Source organism: Neobacillus drentensis (assembly GCF_036962125.1).
GTDB lineage: Bacteria > Bacillota > Bacilli > Bacillales > Cytobacillaceae > Neobacillus > Neobacillus drentensis_B.
The window spans coordinates 20,786-38,959 of the sequence record NZ_JBALOA010000003.1 but is presented as its reverse complement, the minus strand read 5'-3'; the positions used below and the strand labels follow the sequence as shown (position 1 = coordinate 38,959).

General features: G+C 40.2%; 19 protein-coding genes, 1 pseudogene and 1 riboswitch. Of the genes and pseudogenes, 1 reads left to right on the top strand and 19 read right to left on the bottom strand.

The window, feature by feature from the left end; translation table 11 throughout:
- Positions 1-27 precede the first annotated feature (27 nt).
- The 3 genes from V7121_RS02210 to V7121_RS02200 form a co-directional block, all read right to left on the bottom strand.
- On the bottom strand, positions 28-294 hold the full coding sequence (locus V7121_RS02210) for a phage holin (RefSeq protein WP_335494930.1): 267 nt from the start codon (positions 292-294) through the stop codon (positions 28-30).
- 101 nt (positions 295-395) lie between these two features.
- Positions 396-1,748: an ABC transporter permease gene (locus V7121_RS02205; protein ID WP_335545543.1), complete on the bottom strand. Its 1,353-nt coding sequence runs from the start codon at positions 1,746-1,748 to the stop codon at positions 396-398.
- Positions 1,745-2,434: an ABC transporter ATP-binding protein gene (locus V7121_RS02200; RefSeq protein ID WP_335545541.1), complete on the bottom strand. Its 690-nt coding sequence runs from the start codon at positions 2,432-2,434 to the stop codon at positions 1,745-1,747. The genes V7121_RS02205 and V7121_RS02200 overlap by 4 nt, the downstream gene beginning before the upstream one ends.
- A gap of 221 nt (positions 2,435-2,655) precedes the next feature.
- On the opposite strand from V7121_RS02200, the gene V7121_RS02195 reads away from it, so the two are divergent.
- Positions 2,656-4,749 carry a transglycosylase domain-containing protein gene (locus V7121_RS02195; protein ID WP_335545539.1) on the top strand — a complete coding sequence of 698 codons (2,094 nt, stop codon included), beginning with the start codon at positions 2,656-2,658 and terminating at the stop codon, positions 4,747-4,749.
- A gap of 23 nt (positions 4,750-4,772) precedes the next feature.
- Here the strand turns inward: V7121_RS02195 and V7121_RS02190 are convergent, their stop codons facing one another.
- The 16 genes and pseudogenes from V7121_RS02190 to ribE form a co-directional block, all read right to left on the bottom strand.
- Positions 4,773-5,489 carry an ATP-binding protein gene (locus tag V7121_RS02190; RefSeq protein WP_335545537.1) on the bottom strand — a complete coding sequence of 239 codons (717 nt, stop codon included), beginning with the start codon at positions 5,487-5,489 and terminating at the stop codon, positions 4,773-4,775.
- Entirely contained in the window at positions 5,486-5,977 is a 492-nt protein-coding gene (locus tag V7121_RS02185) for an ECF transporter S component (protein WP_335545535.1), read from the bottom strand. The genes V7121_RS02190 and V7121_RS02185 overlap by 4 nt, the downstream gene beginning before the upstream one ends.
- Before the next feature lies 1 nt (position 5,978).
- On the bottom strand, positions 5,979-6,563 hold the full coding sequence (locus V7121_RS02180) for a cob(I)yrinic acid a,c-diamide adenosyltransferase (RefSeq protein WP_335494937.1): 585 nt from the start codon (positions 6,561-6,563) through the stop codon (positions 5,979-5,981).
- Between the two features lie 15 nt (positions 6,564-6,578).
- Positions 6,579-7,013 carry a bifunctional adenosylcobinamide kinase/adenosylcobinamide-phosphate guanylyltransferase gene (locus tag V7121_RS02175; RefSeq protein WP_335494938.1) on the bottom strand — a complete coding sequence of 145 codons (435 nt, stop codon included), beginning with the start codon at positions 7,011-7,013 and terminating at the stop codon, positions 6,579-6,581.
- A complete protein-coding gene (locus tag V7121_RS02170; RefSeq protein WP_335545533.1) occupies positions 6,965-7,564 on the bottom strand; it encodes a histidine phosphatase family protein in 600 nt (199 codons plus the stop codon). Before V7121_RS02170 ends, V7121_RS02175 begins: the two co-directional genes overlap by 49 nt.
- Positions 7,534-8,325, bottom strand: a complete 792-nt coding sequence (cobS, locus tag V7121_RS02165; RefSeq protein ID WP_335494940.1) for an adenosylcobinamide-GDP ribazoletransferase — start codon at positions 8,323-8,325, stop codon at positions 7,534-7,536. The genes V7121_RS02170 and cobS overlap by 31 nt, the downstream gene beginning before the upstream one ends.
- Positions 8,322-9,827 carry a cobyric acid synthase gene (locus V7121_RS02160; RefSeq protein ID WP_335545530.1) on the bottom strand — a complete coding sequence of 502 codons (1,506 nt, stop codon included), beginning with the start codon at positions 9,825-9,827 and terminating at the stop codon, positions 8,322-8,324. The genes cobS and V7121_RS02160 overlap by 4 nt, the downstream gene beginning before the upstream one ends.
- Positions 9,824-10,396, bottom strand: a complete 573-nt coding sequence (locus tag V7121_RS02155) for a bifunctional adenosylcobinamide kinase/adenosylcobinamide-phosphate guanylyltransferase (RefSeq protein WP_335545528.1) — start codon at positions 10,394-10,396, stop codon at positions 9,824-9,826. Before V7121_RS02155 ends, V7121_RS02160 begins: the two co-directional genes overlap by 4 nt.
- Positions 10,369-11,454: a threonine-phosphate decarboxylase CobD gene (cobD, locus tag V7121_RS02150; protein ID WP_335545526.1), complete on the bottom strand. Its 1,086-nt coding sequence runs from the start codon at positions 11,452-11,454 to the stop codon at positions 10,369-10,371. Before cobD ends, V7121_RS02155 begins: the two co-directional genes overlap by 28 nt.
- The gene (gene cbiB / locus V7121_RS02145; RefSeq protein ID WP_335494946.1) at positions 11,411-12,394 is read right to left on the bottom strand and encodes an adenosylcobinamide-phosphate synthase CbiB; all 984 of its coding nucleotides are present in this window, start codon (positions 12,392-12,394) and stop codon (positions 11,411-11,413) included. The genes cobD and cbiB overlap by 44 nt, the downstream gene beginning before the upstream one ends.
- Positions 12,388-13,857 carry an adenosylcobinamide amidohydrolase gene (locus V7121_RS02140; RefSeq protein WP_335494948.1) on the bottom strand — a complete coding sequence of 490 codons (1,470 nt, stop codon included), beginning with the start codon at positions 13,855-13,857 and terminating at the stop codon, positions 12,388-12,390. The genes cbiB and V7121_RS02140 overlap by 7 nt, the downstream gene beginning before the upstream one ends.
- A gap of 3 nt (positions 13,858-13,860) precedes the next feature.
- Complete coding sequence (locus tag V7121_RS02135) at positions 13,861-14,922, bottom strand: FecCD family ABC transporter permease (protein ID WP_335545524.1); 1,062 nt, start codon at positions 14,920-14,922, stop codon at positions 13,861-13,863.
- Positions 14,888-15,853: an ABC transporter substrate-binding protein gene (locus V7121_RS02130; protein ID WP_335545522.1), complete on the bottom strand. Its 966-nt coding sequence runs from the start codon at positions 15,851-15,853 to the stop codon at positions 14,888-14,890. The genes V7121_RS02135 and V7121_RS02130 overlap by 35 nt, the downstream gene beginning before the upstream one ends.
- 194 nt (positions 15,854-16,047) lie before the next feature.
- Positions 16,048-16,237: riboswitch (cobalamin riboswitch) on the bottom strand.
- Positions 16,238-16,295: 58 nt separating this feature from the next.
- Positions 16,296-16,766, bottom strand: a complete 471-nt coding sequence (gene ribH / locus V7121_RS02125; protein WP_335494953.1) for a 6,7-dimethyl-8-ribityllumazine synthase — start codon at positions 16,764-16,766, stop codon at positions 16,296-16,298.
- A gap of 45 nt (positions 16,767-16,811) precedes the next feature.
- Positions 16,812-17,435 (bottom strand): annotated as a pseudogene (gene ribB / locus V7121_RS02120) (3,4-dihydroxy-2-butanone-4-phosphate synthase); the annotation flags it as partial.
- Positions 17,436-17,460: 25 nt separating this feature from the next.
- The gene (gene ribE / locus V7121_RS02115; RefSeq protein WP_335494954.1) at positions 17,461-18,120 is read right to left on the bottom strand and encodes a riboflavin synthase; all 660 of its coding nucleotides are present in this window, start codon (positions 18,118-18,120) and stop codon (positions 17,461-17,463) included.
- Positions 18,121-18,174 lie beyond the last annotated feature (54 nt).

Genomic DNA, 18,174 nt, shown 5'->3' with positions numbered 1-18,174 from the left:
AGTTCCATTTGAACTGGCTTTGGTAATTTAATTTGGGTCTTTATATTTTAAAGCTCGTTCACTGTCCCTGTAGCCCTTTGTAGTTGGATCCTGAACGATACCTAACATCGACAACAAAACAAAAACAGCATTAGCGATCGTTAAGATATTATTTTGGATTGCATCGGTTAATTGAAAATCAATCAGACCTAACGAATTTAATCCAGCTATCAAGACTTGAGCGACAATCATAATTTGTGATAAAAACGCAATTACCCAATTCCGGTTCCTAAACCGTACTTTCCAGTTAATCATTTTCCTCATCCCTTCCCTTATGTTAAACAATCTTTCTATTAACATATGCATGGACGAGGAAATGGTTGTCCGCCAATATCATGGGTTTAATTTTTACCGTTCTACACTTCTCTTCGCATTGCTTTTAAGACATCAACTTTAGTTGCCCGTTGTGCCGGACGCAATCCTGAAATAATCGTAACCCCGTAACAAATCAGCACGCAGATAATCGGCAATACCAGCGGAATATCACTAAATACCAGGTTTAAGTCTGTTTCTTGGCCAAACGCTTGTTTGATTATTAATGGAATCGCAAAATTTACCGCATAACTAATCCCATAGGATACGACTGTACCAATGAATGCACCGATTAAGCCAATATAACTGCTTTCAAGTAAAAAGATTCGTTTAATTGTATTCGGGCTCGCACCAATTGCTTTCATAATTCCAATATCTGGAGCCCGCTCAGTCACCGCCATGGTCATCGTATTATAAATACCGATAGATGCAATCAGAATAGCGATTGTCCCGATGAAAATGAGACCTGCCTTTGCAATCATAAACACCATATTGACCTCTTTTAATTCGTTTACAACTGAATACGTTGCATACTTCTCTTCTTTTAACCGTTCAGATATACTTTGGACTGATTCCATGTTTTTTGCATAAACTTTCACATCATCATAAGCATTTTTATTGAGCTCAATATCTTCAGGTACTTTATTCATATTTACGTCCAACATGTACCCCTTTGGAGTCCCAGTAAACGCCTCTATATCCGTTAACATCTGATCTGATATAAAGACACTGCTATCTTGAGCCCATTCTTTTGTTGGCTTTTTAGAGATTCCCACCACTTTTAATGGGATCGTTTTTTCTATTTGTTTTCCGTCCTTAAACTGATGGACCGTTAAATTAATTTCCTTACCAAGTAATTCATCTTTATAGAGATACTCAGCTTTAACCTGACCTTTTTCATCATACCTGTCATCGCCAGCATCCTTGTCCGCTAGATTCATAAGGAAATTATAGCCCACGGCCACTTCATTCTTCTCCTTTGGAAAACGGCCCTTCGATAATTCGAAACCAGCTTTTATTTCTGCCGGGAAATTTGCTACAAAGGTCGGCGCCCCCTCCTGATAGTTTCCAATCGAAAACGTTCCTTCCTGCTGTAACATTTTCCTTCTTGTCACTGCTTTCACATCGTCAATTGTTTCAAACAAGTGCACATCTTTGTCATTTAACGCCCGATAGACACCTTGCTCTTTTGTTTCTTTCCCATGGACATCAATTTGGGTAATAACCCTCCGTTCGGTGATTTCCTTTACCACTGATTTCTGTAAGCCAAACCCTACTGAAGCGAGCACAATTAGAAAGGCACAACCCATCGCAGTTGCAAGAATTGTCATAAATACTCTCGTTCTATTCTTCTTCATATTCTGGCGGACGAAGCGGAATTGATCCTTTAGTTTCATGTGAGCACCCCCTCGACAATGCGGCCATCTTTCAACTCTATTTTACGATTGCCGATTTCGGCCACTTTGTCATCATGGGTGATAATTAAAAACGTAATCCCTAAATCTCGGTTTAATTCCTGAATAAATTGCAATAATTCTTTTTCTGTTTCACTATCCAGACTTCCCGTTGGCTCATCTGCCAGTATTATTGGCGGATTAACAATTAAGGCTCTGGCAATACTTACTCGCTGCTGCTGTCCCCCTGACAGTTCTCCTGGATAATGATCCTGGTAATCTAGTAATCCTACTTTTTGCAGCATTGCCTCAGTTTGACTTTTTCGTATCTTTTCGTTAATTCCTTTTAATATCAAAGGCAATTCCACATTTTGAAAAGCCGTCATGCTCGGAATCAATTGAAAGCTTTGAAAGATAAATCCTAGATGGTTGATTCGGAAATCTGCAAATCTTGCTTCATTAAGTTCTGATACTTTTTCTTCGCTAATCCAAATCTCGCCCTCTTTAGGATGTATGAAACCACTGACTAAATTAAGAAGCGTCGATTTCCCAGAACCACTTCTGCCCACTATCGTCACAATTTCCCCTTTTTCGACTGTTAAAGAAATATCTCTCAAGACTGGAATAATTGTTTGACGTCCTTTTTTGCCAATGACAAAATCATGGCTTAAATTTTTTAATGTAATCATATTTTCCTCCTGTTTCTCCCTCACTTCACTATAATAGACGAAGCATTCTCAACTAACCCCTACAATGAATTTGTATAATTTTTAACAATCTGTTAGACGGTATAAAATGAAATAGGTTACATGGGGGATTTTTACTAACTAAATGCTATTACTAGTCTTTTTATTTGATAAAATTTATAATAGAGGAATTGAAAATTACTTTTTGAAAGTAAGGAGATCACATGGAGAAAATACATCCATTTCGAGAAAAGATTATTCATTTCTGGAAAAAGAGGCATTTAACGCAAATATTATTACTGCTAATTCTTGTAGTTGTTTTAATCACCATCCTTTATTTTGGCTGGATCGCCTTGAGAGCAAATGTAGAATCACTGAAACAAGGCCTTAGTCAGCCGACAGTTATTTATGATAAAAAGGGAAAAATTGCAAGTAATGTCGCCACCAATCGGACGAAAGGAATAAATATCGAGGATTTACCTAAGTATGTCCCAAATGCCGTAGTCGCGATCGAAGATGAACGATTTTATAAACATGGCGGCTTTGATATAAAAGGGATTGCCCGTGCCTTTTTCAGCAACTTGTTTGCCGGCAGAATCACAGGCGGCGGGAGTACATTAACCCAGCAGTTAACTAAGAATGCCCTTCTTTCTCCGGAACGTACCTATAAGCGAAAAGCTGAGGAACTCTTTTTAGCTGTAAAAATCGAAAAGGTATATTCCAAGAACGAGATATTGCAAATGTACCTTAACCAGGTTTATTTTGGGAGCGGGTCTTGGGGAATCAGCAACGCTTCTAAAAAATATTTTGATAAAGATATCCAAGATGTAACGATCAGTGAGGCTGCGATGCTTGCTGGTTTGCTGCATTCACCGAATTATCTTAACCCTTATAATAACTATGATTTAGCGATGAAAAGACGAAACACGGTACTAAGCAAAATGAAGGAACTGGGGATGATTACTAGTTCACAATATAATCAAGCGAAAAAAGAAAAGATTCGCCTCCATGATGGCGGCGGCAGCTCGGTTGAACGAAAATACCCTTATTATGTTGATGCTGTTCTAAATGAAGCAATTAATAAATATGGCTTAACACAAGAGGAAATTCTTACCCGGGGTTACCGTATTTACACGGAAATGGATCAAAATCTTCAGTCTGAGCTTGAGAAGGTGTACAGTGAAGACTACCTGTTTCCGCGCAGTCGAGGAGGAAAACTTGTTCAAAGCGGCTCTGTTTTAATGGATCCTGCAACCGGCGGAGTAAGTGCACTTGTTGGCGGCCGTGGTGAGCATGTATTCCGAGGCTTTAACCGTGCAACCCAATTACGAGCACAACCAGGATCCTCAATTAAGCCACTAGCCGTTTATACACCTGCCCTTGAAGAAGGTTACAAATACTCATCCGAGCTGGTGGATAAATCAATCACCTTTGGAAATTACAAGCCAGAAAATTTCTCAAAAACCTATCAGGGCAAAGTTGAATTTTACAAGGCACTTGAGAAGTCGCTGAATATCCCTGCTGTATGGCTCCTCAATGAGATTGGCTTAAATAAGGGGATAGATTCTTTAAAGAGGTTTGGAATTCCCGTCGAAAAAGAAGATAAAAACCTCGCAATTGCCTTAGGCGGGATGAGTAATGGGGTCTCCCCACTTCAAATGGCTAATGCCTTTTCCACTTTTCCTAATGGCGGAAAGCGTCAAGATAGCCACTTGATTACGAAAATTGTTGGACCAACTGAAAATGTAATTGCTGAACATGAAGCAAAAACCACAAAAGTAACGTCCGAAGAAGTCACAGATGAGATGACATCGATGCTCTTAAATGTAGTAGAAACAGGAACTGCAAGGCGCGCTCGAATTCCTAATCTCCAAATAGCTGGAAAAACTGGATCCACCCAACTTCCCTATAATGATATCAGTGGGACGAAGGACCAATGGATGGTGGGGTATACCCCAAATCTAGTTGGCGCCATCTGGATAGGGTTCGACCAGACCGACCGCGAACATTACCTGCCAAGTCCGAGTTCAGCTAATGTGGTGCCCATATTTAAGGAGATTATGAAAAAATCCGTTCAACATCTTCCTAAAGAGCGTTTTGAGGTTGTTTCGATCAATGATCAACTCGCAGGTAAAAGCACATCAAAGGTCAGTATAAATGAACAGGCAAAGAAAATAAGCAAGGAATTAAATGAAAATGCTCAGAAAATCAGTCAAACGATCAAAGAAAATGCTCCAGGTTGGAAAGAAAAATTGGATCAAGTTTTATATAAGGTTGGTAAAGGAGTTAATTCTCTCATTGAAAGAATTCAGCAGTAATAAAAAATAGCACCATGACGGTGCTATTTTTTTATTTCTACGTTATGGAACAAGTCTCCTGTGATTTTTCGGAGGATTTCTTCCTGATCAGGTTGAAAATACACCATGAAACAGGTGGATGGGCCAGCTGATTTCATTATATCAACGGTAGTGACCACCCTTTCTTGTGTTATCTTTTCATTTGGGAACATTTGATTGAGTTCATACAATATCCCTCTAGAACCAACCGGCCACAGCATTGCACCCTTAATCAAACTCACCTTTTGAAAAATAGATAGCGGAGCAATCTGGTCTTTAAGTTCAATCACTTCGTTGCCAACTAGCGGCAATCCAATAACAGCCAAATTCAAGTGATTAGCTAAAGCAAAATCAGTTATCTTAGCATATGATTTCTTTCCCAAGACCACTACCCCTATGGCAGACTGCAGCAGCTGAAAGTTACTTTCTGTACTTCCAGTAATCCTTACATCAGATAACATTAGTTCAGACAGTCCCTTTTCTATTCCACTAACAAGCTTATTCCATGGTTCATTACCGCAAAAATTATGGAGCACGACTGAAATCGGTTCTCCTCCTGCTGCGATACATTCCATAACGGCAACCCTAAAGGCATAATAAGCGACCATTTCGTAGGGAACATGCACATGGTCTTGCTCCTTCATCCCAATGCCTCCACTATTATCACATGCAATAATGAGAGATTCCTCACTGTTAAATGGAATGGTAACGATATCCCTCATTGTTTTACATCCCGATTAGGCAACCCATGCTTCACGAGGGAAGATAGCCGTGGAATTGCGACCAGTGCGATGACCGTATTGATGATTGAACCAACCAGCAGTGAAGGAACAATCCCTAAATAAAATCCTAAATTCATTAAATAAATAAAAGGTAACGGTGCAACAAATGCGTTTCCAATGATGAAAACCACACTTGTTACTATTTTATTTTTTTTATAGAGACGTCCAAAAAGCCAAACAAGCACGGCCATTTCGATCGCAATTAAAAAGTGCATCGGGCCAAGCGGGAAACCGCCTATTAATGCCGATAAGAGATGACCAAATGCCCCTACTAACGCCCCTGCTCCTGCACCAAACAGAACTGCTGCCAATAGTGCGGGGAATACATCCAAAGCAACACTCCCAACAATCGCCGGAATCTTTATCATCGCTCCAACAACAGACAAGGCCGTTAACATGGAGAGTCCGCTCACCCATTTTCCTGTCATGCTATTTGTCTCCCCTACGCTTCACATCCCTAAACACCTTCGCACTTCGTACATATTCTACGTCACTTACCCGCAGCCTGAAGTTGATTACTCGGGCCAGTGCAAAGAAATAATCGGAAAGGCGGTTAAGGTACATCAATGCTAGTTCAGATGTTTTAGGGTCTGATTTCACCAATTTAACAACTAACCTTTCAGCCCTCCGAGTTACCGTCCTTGCAATATGGATCGATGCCGACGGCTTAGTGCCGCCAGGTAAAATAAAGCGTTCTAAATCAGGGGCTTCATCTGTGTATTCATCTATTTTCTTTTCTAGATAATCAATTGATTCTTGTTGAAGCTTTAATTCCCGCTTCTCCGTCACATTAGCAAGGTCGCCGCCACAATCAAACAATTCATGTTGAATTTTTTCAAGATCTGCTAGGACGTCCTTGAATAATTCAGGATCTAGCTCTTGAATAGCTTGGCCGACAAAGCAATTAACTTCGTCTACTGTTCCGTATGCTTCGACGCGAGTATCATCTTTGTCTACCCTTCCGCCAATGATGCTTGTTTTTCCTTTGTCACCTGTTCTAGTGTAAATTCTCATTCTTTCCATTCCCCTTTACTTTAAAGTTTGGTTTAATCCATACCATATAACATCAACTTTAGCTGATTTGGTTGCGATATCTTGATAGGCCCATCCAGTTACATCCCGCCATAGTCTATTTTCTACTTCCAGTGGCACAATTCCTTTAGTTATATCCGTTCCAATCACAATTAATTGGTGATGTGACGCTGCTTGTTCCCAAGTAAGCCAAATCTCTAAACACTTTGCCCATATCTCCCGACACTTACTGGCATCATATTTAGTCGTTAATTCTTTTAGCCATAGTTCGACTCCCTCAAGGATTACCACATCCTGACCGAAATCGAATAAATTTATCGGGAGCGGGTGGTTATCATATGCTGAGACCCACTGCTTATTGTCGTAAACAAAGTAGGTATTCTTTACCCATGCGCGTTTGCCGTTAAAGGCACCTCCAATAATGAAATGCATCGTTCACCCCTCCTTAGCGATTCTCTCTCAAAAATAAGTTCGTAACCTTGATTATGACCTGCAGGCCATGCCCAAAATTCTTTTTCATGTGGGGCAAACCTTGATAAAAGATAGCGAATCACCCCTCCGTGGGTAACCACTGCGCAGCTTTCAAGAGTTGATGCGAGAATTTCTTCTGTAATTTTTCCCCAGCCGGAATCCACTCTAGTTGTGAACTCATGAAAGAATTCCCCGTCTGGCGGACAATAACTTAGAGGATCTGTAAGCCAGTTTCGATAGAGGCGATTATCTTTTAAGTCTTCGTACGTTTTCTCTTCCCATCTACCAAAATTCATTTCTCGTAATTCTTTTAATAAACGAGGGCATATAGATGGAAATAATCGTTCTACTGTACCAATACATCTTTGCAAATCACTGGAATAGTATCGTTGGTACCTTTTTAGGATTTTCAAAGATGCAGTTTCAGCACATAAGGGTGAATCGTTCCAGCCTAAATAGGCTTTGCGTTTATTTTCTTCGGTTATACCATGACGAAATAATGCAATAACCAAACGGTCATCCATAGTAGTAACTCAGTCCCTTCCACCGCAGCACCTAAAACATCCCCGGTAATACCGCCAAACCATTTCGCTGCTTTCCGACGGAAAAGGAATAAACAACAAAATGCAACAAGAATTAATACTCCTATTATCATTAATTCTATTTTTAAAAAACTGACGAGAATAAGAATACATACTATATAAAGGGGATACGGCCATAAAGCCTTTGGTTTCGCCGCACTCTGGAAAAGCGTCCCCAGTCCTTCATTCTTCGCTGACTTCACTGTTAACAACAGCACACCCATGACACTTTTGCTCAACAATGGGATCAACAAGATTAGGATCAATACTAAGTTTTTGACGTTTGCTGTACTTTCATAAATGAACAAAAACCGACAGCTTAATAACACAAGAACGGAAAGAACACCAAATGCTCCCGTTCGCGGATCCTTCATTATTTCCAGCCTTTTCCCTTGATCCTGATAGGAAAAATAAGCATCACTCGCATCCATCCAGCCATCGAGATGTATTCCTCCCGTCAAGAGAATCGTTGCCAGCCAAAGCAAGAAGGCAGAGGCTAGATGACTAAAAGGAGAAAATTCTAGACAAAGATAGAAGAACGCTGAATAAATGATTCCTTGAAGTAATCCTACTAATGGGAATGCTTGCACTGCCTTTTTAAGATGTTCCTGATCCATTGGCAGTTCTGATTTGATCGGGATAGCCGTAAAAAATTGAATATCAATTAAAAAACCTTTCCAGAACTTTATCATTTTGAACCCCATTGCTGGATGAGCTTTTTCATCAAATCCCATTTTAAGTGGCTTTTCATCTCATTTGCTAAAATATCAAATCGTTTATCTTTATATTCGCTGATAGATTGGATTCCTTGGACTGGCAAACCTTTCTTTTTCCGGATCATGTTTAACCATTGATTTCTCCACTCATCATTATGAAAAAGATGGTGAAGATAGGTTCCAATGATTTGACCGTCATTTCCGAAATACCCATCATCTTCCCCATTGGCTAAGGTTAAAAATGGAACAACCCCTTTAGAGAAGGTTGTCTTTCCTAAATGAATTTCATAGCCCTCTAGCCGTTGAGTTGCAGTCAATCCAGTAGCTTGGTGATACTGAGCAATGACTCGATTGGTTTCCTTTTCTTGATAAAAAGTAGTTATCGCTGGGATCAATCCAAACCCCTTAACTATGTAGTTCGGTATGTTAATATCTCTACCTTCTTTATCGATCAATTCTTCGCCGAGGATTTGATACCCACCACAGATTCCTACAATAAATCCGCCATTGGCCACGTGATTTTTGATTAAAATATCTAACTGGTTATCTCGTAAAGTTTGCATGTCACTGATGGTACTCTTTGTACCAGGTATGATAATCGCATCCGGATGTCCCAATTCGCTTGCATGTTTGACCCAGCGGAGTGTAACATCTTCTTCATATAATAAGGGTTCCAAGTCACTATAATTTGAAATAAACGGTAGGTGGATGACAGCAATATCAAGTGTCCCTTTTCTCGGATAGGCAAATTGAGTCATGATCGATAATGAGTCCTCGCCATCAATCATATGATTTTCCACAAACGGCAATACACCTAATACAGGCACACCTGTTTTCTCCTCGAGCCACTGAACTCCATCCTCAAATAAGCTGAGATCGCCGCGAAATTTATTTATTATCACACCGACTACTCTTTCCCTTTCGTTAGGCTCCAGTAAATCAAGTGTGCCGACAATACTTGCAAACACTCCGCCCCGATCAATATCAGCTACCAGGACAACTGGTATATCCGCCAATTCGGCCACCTTCATATTAACAAGTTCGCGATCCTTTAAATTAATTTCAACTGGGCTGCCTGCTCCCTCGATTACCAATATCTCATATTCATCACCAAGATGCTGTAGTGATTTCTTAATCACCGCTAATCCCTTTTCATAAAAGTGTTCCCGATACCCGCGTCCTGAAAGGGTCTCGATCGCTTTACCTAGATAAACAATTTCAGCGTTTTGTGCAGAACGGGGCTTTAATAGAATCGGATTCATCCATACCGATGGCTCTGTTCTAGCAGCTTCAGCCTGAATTCCTTGTGCTCTGCCAATCTCCTTTCCGTCTTTTGTTACGTAAGAGTTATTGGACATGTTCTGCGATTTAAACGGGGTGACCCTTACCCCCTCGTTGGAAAGGATACGGCACAGGGCTGTTACGATTAAACTTTTGCCCACATCCGAAGCTGTCCCCTGAATCATGAGTCCTTTCATGAGATAGCCCCCTTCATAACGATTGGAATCCCTGCTTCCACTAAAAACACTTGGTCCGCCTCCTTGACTAAGTACTGATGGATTTGTCCTAGTAAGCGCCCATATGTAAACACCATCTCATTGCCAAGTAAGGATTCATTTAAAACCTCATTACTCACGATTATCATGGTTCCCACACGTTCCTTTATAGTAGTAATCCCGGTGAGGATCGTATCTTTAACAGTGTTTAAAAATTGTTCATCCCAGTTTTGCTCAGAAGCAAAAAGTTCATTATTTAATAGTGTGGTGAGACAATCTAGTAAAACCACTTCCCCGCCTTTAAATTCATTCGTTATCTTTCCTATTTGAACGGACTGTTCATATGTTTTCCACTGACTGGCCACTGTTAAGCGATCCCGTTGGTGTTTTTCAATTCGTTCCTTCATTTCTGAATCAGATGCAACACCCGTTGCCAGATAGCTAAGTCCGCCACCAGTTTTACGTGCCACTTCGATTGCTTTCTTCTCCGCAAAGCTGCTCTTCCCGCTCCTTACACCACCCGTTATAAAGATGAGTGTTGATGCCGCCAATGTGTTAACACCTCCATTAATTGATTATTTTCTTCATGACCTTTTATTGCAAAACGCAGCCATCTTCCCTCCAAGCCTGGGAAATTAAAAGTATGGCGTGGGATGATGCCCTGATGGAGAAGAAATTCAAATAATGAGAACTGATCCTGTAATAGCGGATCCTGTAGTAAGTAAAAATTCACATCCGATGACGAAGCAAGATAGTTATTTTGATGAAAAAAAGCAAAAAGCCTCTTACGCTCACGACCAATAAATCCCTGTGTCTCTTTAATAAAAGCTCCATTTTGAAGACAACGTTCTCCTGCTAATAACGCAATGGTATTGGTGCTCCAATGGGATTTCTGCTTGCTCAGGTTTGAGATTATATCTGGTCGAGCGACTAAATACCCCAAGCGAATTCCTGGTATCGCAAACATTTTTGTCAACGAACGTATAATGATTAAATTTGAAAACCTGTTTATGTATGGAACAAATGATTCATATTCGATTAAAAAATCAAAAAAAGCTTCATCTAAGATGACGAGACAATCTCGTTTTTCACACTCTTCTACTATTGAGATTATCGTTGAAGGGGGATAGTGAATTCCGGTTGGGTTATTAGGGTTACACAAAAACAAAGCATCCACAGCTACTAGACTAGAGCATAAATCGGTTAAATTCAATGTAAAGTCCGGCTCCATTAATTGATGATAGACAATTTCACATTGATTGGCCCGACATACTTCTTCATATTCTGAAAAAGTCGGCTCGACGATGAGTACTCTTTTACCAGCAAGCATTCGTCCCAGCAGTGTAATTAGTTCTGCTCCGCCATTGCCAATTAGGATAGAATCACTTTTGGTCTGTTCTGCTTTTGAAATCATGTCCGTAAGCTTTGTGGCAAACGGATCCGGGTACACTTGAATTTCTCGAAAAAAATCTACCCACTTTTCCTTCAGTGCAGTTGGTGGACCTAGTGGATTAATATTTGCGCTAAAATCGATAAACTCCTCTGGAAGCGGTAACCCCATTGCATTATATAAATATTGAGGATTCGATCCATGTGACGGCCATTTCAAGAAATATTCCCCCCATCCATAATAGTAGTAAAAACAGAAAAACGGTTCGGCTAAGAATAGAGTTGGCTCCAAGGATATGCAATGCTTGGATCTTTTGAATCGGATCCCCCATTTTTGCGCGGTTCGAACGAATCCCTTTGTAATAGTTGATACCGCCTAACTGGATTCCTAAAATGGCTGCAACAGCCGCCTCTCCCCAGCCGCTGTTTGGACTTGGATGCTTTTTCGCATCACGGAACAAAACTATCCAAGCATGCCAAAAACCTGTCTTTTCTGGCCGTTTTCCAATCAGCATGGTCATGCCAGTTAAACGACTGGGAATCCAATTCATTACATCATCCCACCTTGCAGACGCCCAGCCAAACTCTTTATATCTATCATTCATGTGGCCGACCATCGAATCACAGGTATTAGCAGCTCGATAAATCATTGCCAGTGGGGCCCCGCCAATGAGCGCCCAAAACATTGGGGCGGTCACCCCATCACTGGTATTTTCAGCCACCGTTTCAATCGCCCCCCGTGCAATTTCACTTTCATCAAGGCTTTCCGTATCACGGCCAACAATATAGGATAGTTTTTTCCTCGCTTCCGCAAGGTCCCCTTTAATTAATGGCTGATAGACTTCTAGCGACGCACCCTTTAAGCTTTTATGAGCAATTGTTGTCGAAATAATAATACCTTCTACTAAAATCCCAACAAATGTGTGGACCCCATATCCAGTTAAAATAAGAGCCAAGGTAATGAAATAAACAAAGAGTAAAATAAAAAGGAGCATTCCCACTCCTTTCCATTTTTTAAACTTGCCCTTATTTAATCGTTTTTCAAAAAATGAAATCATTGTACCAATCCATTTTACAGGATGAGGCCAGTGAGGTGGATCGCCAATAAACATATCGATAATATAAGCAATGGTTATTGCGGCTAGATGATAGACTAACATGTTCGTTTCCTTTTGCTTGATTTTTGAATCGCTTCTGTCGTGCATTGATAAACAGCTTTGCTGATGAGCTTTCCTAACGGAGTAATCGTTCCTGCAAATTCTAGCAACTCGCCCATTTGTGTAGCAGCAATTAAAATACTATCGGTCGAGGTTCCGGTAGCAATCGTTCCAGTTACTTCGTCGATTACTTTGAGATCATTTAATGCCTTTACCTTTGCCTCCGTTGCGGTCATGATACTTTGGATAAACGCTTCCTCTGTTAACTCCCCATTAACAAAAATCCAAGTATTAATAGTTCCCGGAACCATTTCAAATGAATGTATTTCACTTTTCGAAGCATCAATCGCATTTCCAACCCCTGCTGTTACGACAACAAATATGGAGAAGCCATCACCGCTATATTCTTTGTAAACGACATCTTCCAAGATTACTGCTGTCATCATACCAACCGTTTCCGACGGTTCAAACCCTTTTGAAGTTAAAAATGAGGCCATTTCGGAACGATGATCATTACAGTTGTAATTCTTATCAACATGTCGATTGACAAAAGTCTGATGCCAGCCAGTACCAGAACCAATTACTCCAGAGGACATGGTCCTTAATGGTAATTTGGATGTTAGCTCAATATATTCTTCTGAAATGTGCAAACTGGACTCTTCTAGATGAAAATCGACCGCTTCGCTTTTCACTTTTGGCAGTAAAACCATCTGCGGCGCAGCGACTTTTGGATGTGGGTGTTTTTGAATGTCTGTTTGATATACGTCTCTAATTCTTTCTTCTCGAAGCACTTCATTTGGAATATGATCAATATTAATCCGTCCATTTTCAAGGAGAAGCAGCCGATCACAATAAAGCCCCGCAAGGTTTAAATCGTGAAAAATCGAGATGACAGTTAATCCTTTTTCTGAAGTCCATTGTTTTAAGAAATCCAACAATTCTTTTTGATATGATAAATCTAAATGATTTGTGGGTTCATCTAAAAGAAGAATTTCAGGCTCTTGGGCTAATGCCTGGGCGAGAAAGACACGTTGTTGTTCACCGCCTGATAACTCCTGAATATTTTTATGTTGGAATCTGTCCACGCCAATTTGTTTCATTACTGTTTGGACAACCACTTCATCGGCAATACTCCAGGATTGAAACAATCCCCTTTGATGGGCATAACGCCCGAGTGAGATAGTTTCTTTAACCGTGTAGGAGAAGGTTTGTGTCGAATGCTGTGAGAGGACAGCAATTACCTGGGCCAGCTGCTTTGCCTTGTAATCCTGGAGTCGTTTACCATCGATTAGAACCTCACCTTGATGGATTGGTAAAATTCCGCTAATCATTTTCAATAGAGTCGTTTTTCCACTTCCATTTGGTCCTAGAATCCCGAATAATTCTCCCTTTTCTACGTTAAAGGAAATGTCTTTTAGAACAGCTTCACTTGAGTATCCACCGGAAACTTCTTGAACGTTTAGCATCCTTTAACCACTTCTTTCCATCCTTTTTCTTTGTAATAGGATTATTGCAAATACTGGCGCACCAACTAAGGCAGTAATTACACCAATCGGTAATTCAGTTGGTGCGATAATTGTTCGCGAAATCAGGTCAGCCAAAATTAAAAAACCACTACCTGTAATTATCGATAATGGAAGGAGATGCCGGTGATCAGGCCCCCATAATAATCTCGACAGATGTGGAATCACAAGCCCGACAAAACCGATGGTACCTGACACCGCAACGGCAGCTCCTGTTAAGATGGAACCAGCTATTAAGATGATCAGCTTTCTTTTCTGAACATTGACACCCAAATGCTGGGCTCGCTCTTCCCCAAACGACATCGCGTTTAGTTCTTTGGCGTTATAGGTCAGTATTCCTGTGCCAATTATAAAAAATGGTATGATGATTTTAATGTATTCCCAGCCTCTCATTGATACACTTCCTAAGAGCCAGCCAATAATTTGCCTTAGTTCATCTCCAGTCAGTGCAATCATGAGCGAAATAATTGCCCCAAGGAAGGAGCTAAAAATAATCCCCGTTAAAATAATCGTTTCTACACGCAATGAGCGTTCGATTTTACTCGCAAATGTAAGCACCAAAAAAATCGTTAAAATAGAAAAGAGAATACTTAACAACGGCAAGGTAAAGGAGCCTATAAAAGGAATCGTAAGCTGGAAAAACAGCGTGAGCACCGCACCCACTGACGCACCAGAAGACACCCCTAAAGTATACGGATCGGCTAACGGATTTCTAAGTAAACCTTGAAAGGCTGCTCCTGCAATTGCAAGAGAAGCCCCAACAAGACCTGATAATATCACCCTCGGTAAGCGGATATTTAGGACAATACTCGAATACATGGGGTCGATATCCTTCAATGAAATAACACCAAATAATTTGGCGCCAATAATCTTAATAATCGTTAAGATTGGAACGGATACTGATCCAATTGAAATACCTAATAAAATCGAAAGAACAAGGAAAATTCCTGCGATTAGATATGCTGAAGATTTGTTATTTAAAAACTTCAGGATAGACAGCCTTCGCAAGATCTTCTACTCCTTCAACGATCCTAGGGCCTGAACGAGTGACACGGTCAGAATCTACATCGACCACTTGTTTATTTTTTACAGCGTTGACTGTTTCCCAGCCCTTTCTATTTAAAACTTGATCAACCGGATTTTTCACATAGTATCCGTAGGTTGTAACGATAACATCAGGATTGCGTTTGATCATTGCCTCTTGATCAATTTTAATCCAGCCTTCCTGGTCATTGGCGATATTTTCAGCATTAATGTAACTAAGCATCTGATCCATAAAAGTATTCTTTCCAGGTGTATAGATTTCTGGAGCCGGTGATACTTCGACTAATACTTTTTTCTTTTCTTTTATCTCGCCAGCCTTAGCTTTAATTTTCGCTAACTTATCCTTCATCCCCGTAATCATTTCATCTGCTTTGGCTGTTTCTCCGGTAGCTTTCCCAATCATTTTTATGGAATCATAGACTTGGTCAAAATTTTGGGCATCATTTACGACCAAAACAGCTATTCCTGCATCTTTTAGCTGCTGAAGTCCTGCTTCAGAATTGTGCGCAGAGGACGCATGGGCTAGCACTAAATCTGGCTTTAAGGAGATGATTTTTTCTAAGTTTATTTCTTGGCCGCCGACTTTCTCCTTTTTTGTTGCTGCTTCTGGATAATTATCGAAATCGGAGACACCAACCACTTCTTGATCCAAACCTAAAGCAAAAGCAATTTCAGTATTACTTGGGATCAGTGAAACGATTTTTTCTGGCTTCTTTTCGATGATAACTTTGGTGTCCGTTGCATCTGTAAGTGTAACTGGATATGTAATTTCCGCCGATTTCTTCTCAACGTTGGCTTTATTCTCTTCATTTACCTGGTCTTTCTTTTGTGCACAACCTGCTACTACTCCTACTGTCAATAATACTACTAACAGCAATGAATACAATTTTTTCATTCTTCTCCCTGCTTTCTGTGTATTTCCATATATGTAACAAAAAATAAGATCTTTTCTTGTGCTTACCAAGAATCATTGAAAACAACAAAAAACATCTCCACAATTAAATGGAGATGTTGGATTGAGTAGATTCAAGTTACTAGCAAGAAGTAAAAGAGTCTAGCCGTCAACACCTTCCTATCCTCGTAGGTTACTTGGCGCACAAGAATTAGGCAGGTTTCCTGGCTCATGATCATCGCTTCCTATGCCTTCCCATCGTAATTGACAGTGACATCATATAGGTTGCTCCCATTTACAGTGGCGGGACCGCGTTGGCTTCTACCAACTTCCCTTTTAAGCTTTAAATCTTCAGAAGATTTAAGCACCTAATTTTTAAAAATATTTTTTGTTACGTTTATTATAGAAAAAGTGGAATGATTTGTATATGTTTTTTTACAATAATTTATGATTCAATACTTCTGCATAAATTAGCCATTTCAATCGCAGCCGTTGCTGAATCCCAACCTTTATTACCCGCCTTTGTTCCGGCACGTTCAATAGCTTGTTCGATCGAATCTGTTGTTAACACGCCAAATATAACCGGAATACCACTTTTTAAATTAATAGCAGAAACACCTTTAGCCACTTCATTACAAACATAGTCAAAATGTGGAGTAGAACCGCGAATGACTGTGCCAAGCGTGATTACCGCATCATATTTTTTACTATTTGCCATTTTTTGAGCGATTAAGGAAATCTCAAAAGCACCCGGAACCCAGGCAATATCTACATCTGTCTCACTGACGCCATGTCTCTTAAGTGCATCCTGTGCACCGCTTAATAACTTACCAGTAATAAATTCATTAAACCTTCCAACTACGATTCCTACTTTCAACCCTGTGCCAACTAAATGTCCTTCAAAAATATTTCCCATGTGTATGCCTCCATTTGTTTTGTGTAGTAGCGATTTTTTTAGTTAAACTTCCCGCTTAACGAAGTTTTCTATTTTCATTCGATATTCAACCAAATCTTTAATCGTAATCATTTTAAGGTTCATTCTCTCTGCAATTTTGAAAAGATCGGGTACGCGGGCCATTGTTCCGTCCTCATTCATAATTTCACAAATAACCCCAGCAGGCTTAGCACCGCATAATTTGGCAAGATCCACGGCTGCTTCTGTATGTCCATTTCTATTCAGAACTCCACCTTGTTTAGCAATGAGTGGGAAAATATGCCCTGGTCTGTTAAAATCTGACGCTTTCGATTCAGAATCCACCATGCTTAACACCGTTGCAGATCGTTCAAAGGCAGAAATTCCAGTGGTCGTATATTTATGATCTATGCTCACAGTAAAAGCAGTTCGTTTCGGATCTGTGTTGTTAGTAACCATTGGATGTAAGGCCAGCTTTTTAGCTAAATCCTCTTCAATAGGCACACAAATTAGACCTCTGCCGTACGTGGCCATAAGATTTATGACCTCGGGCGTTGCTTTTTCAGCAAGAGAAATAAAGTCCCCTTCGTTTTCCCTGTCCTCGTCATCACAGACAATGACTACTTTACCTTCCTTTAAATCTGATAGTGCTTCATCAATTGTATTAAACACGGTTTTCTCCCCTTTCAATCATTATTTAAAAAAAGCCATTCTCTTCTAAAAAATTAGCGGTTATCCCCTTGCTTCCTTTTTGCAGAGGTTGATTAGAAAAATTATTAATAAAATGACCAACATATTTTCCTATCATATCGCATTCTAAGTTAACAATGTCCCCGGAACCCTTTTGTCCTAAAATCGATTCTGTTAAGGTATGTGGGATGATTGATAATGTAAAACTGTTTTCTGATACAGAAAACACGGTTAAACTTGTCCCATCCACAGCAATTGATCCTCTTAAGATGACGTATCTTAATACATCCTGCTCTGCTTCAATCTCATAGTAAATCGCATTTTCAAGTGATTGTTTACTTTTAATGACACCTGTTCCGTCAATATGCCCTGAAACGAAATGGCCGCCAAACCTTCCACCCGCTGCCATCGCCCGTTCAAGATTAACTTTCGAACCCCGTTTGACCATGTTTAAACTACTGGCTCTGACCGTCTCCGGCATTACATCTACCATGAACAGTTTACCGGTAAAAGCTGTCACCGTAAGACAAACCCCATTAACGGCAATACTATCGCCAAGATGAACGTCATTCAGTATTTTTTTTGCTTCAATGGTTAACACAAACGATTCACCAGATCGCTGAATGTTCGCCACTACGCCAATTTCTTCAATAATTCCAGTAAACATATTGTTCCTACTCCTTACTATGTTTCCCTTTAATTCTTACACTAAAAAAAGAAA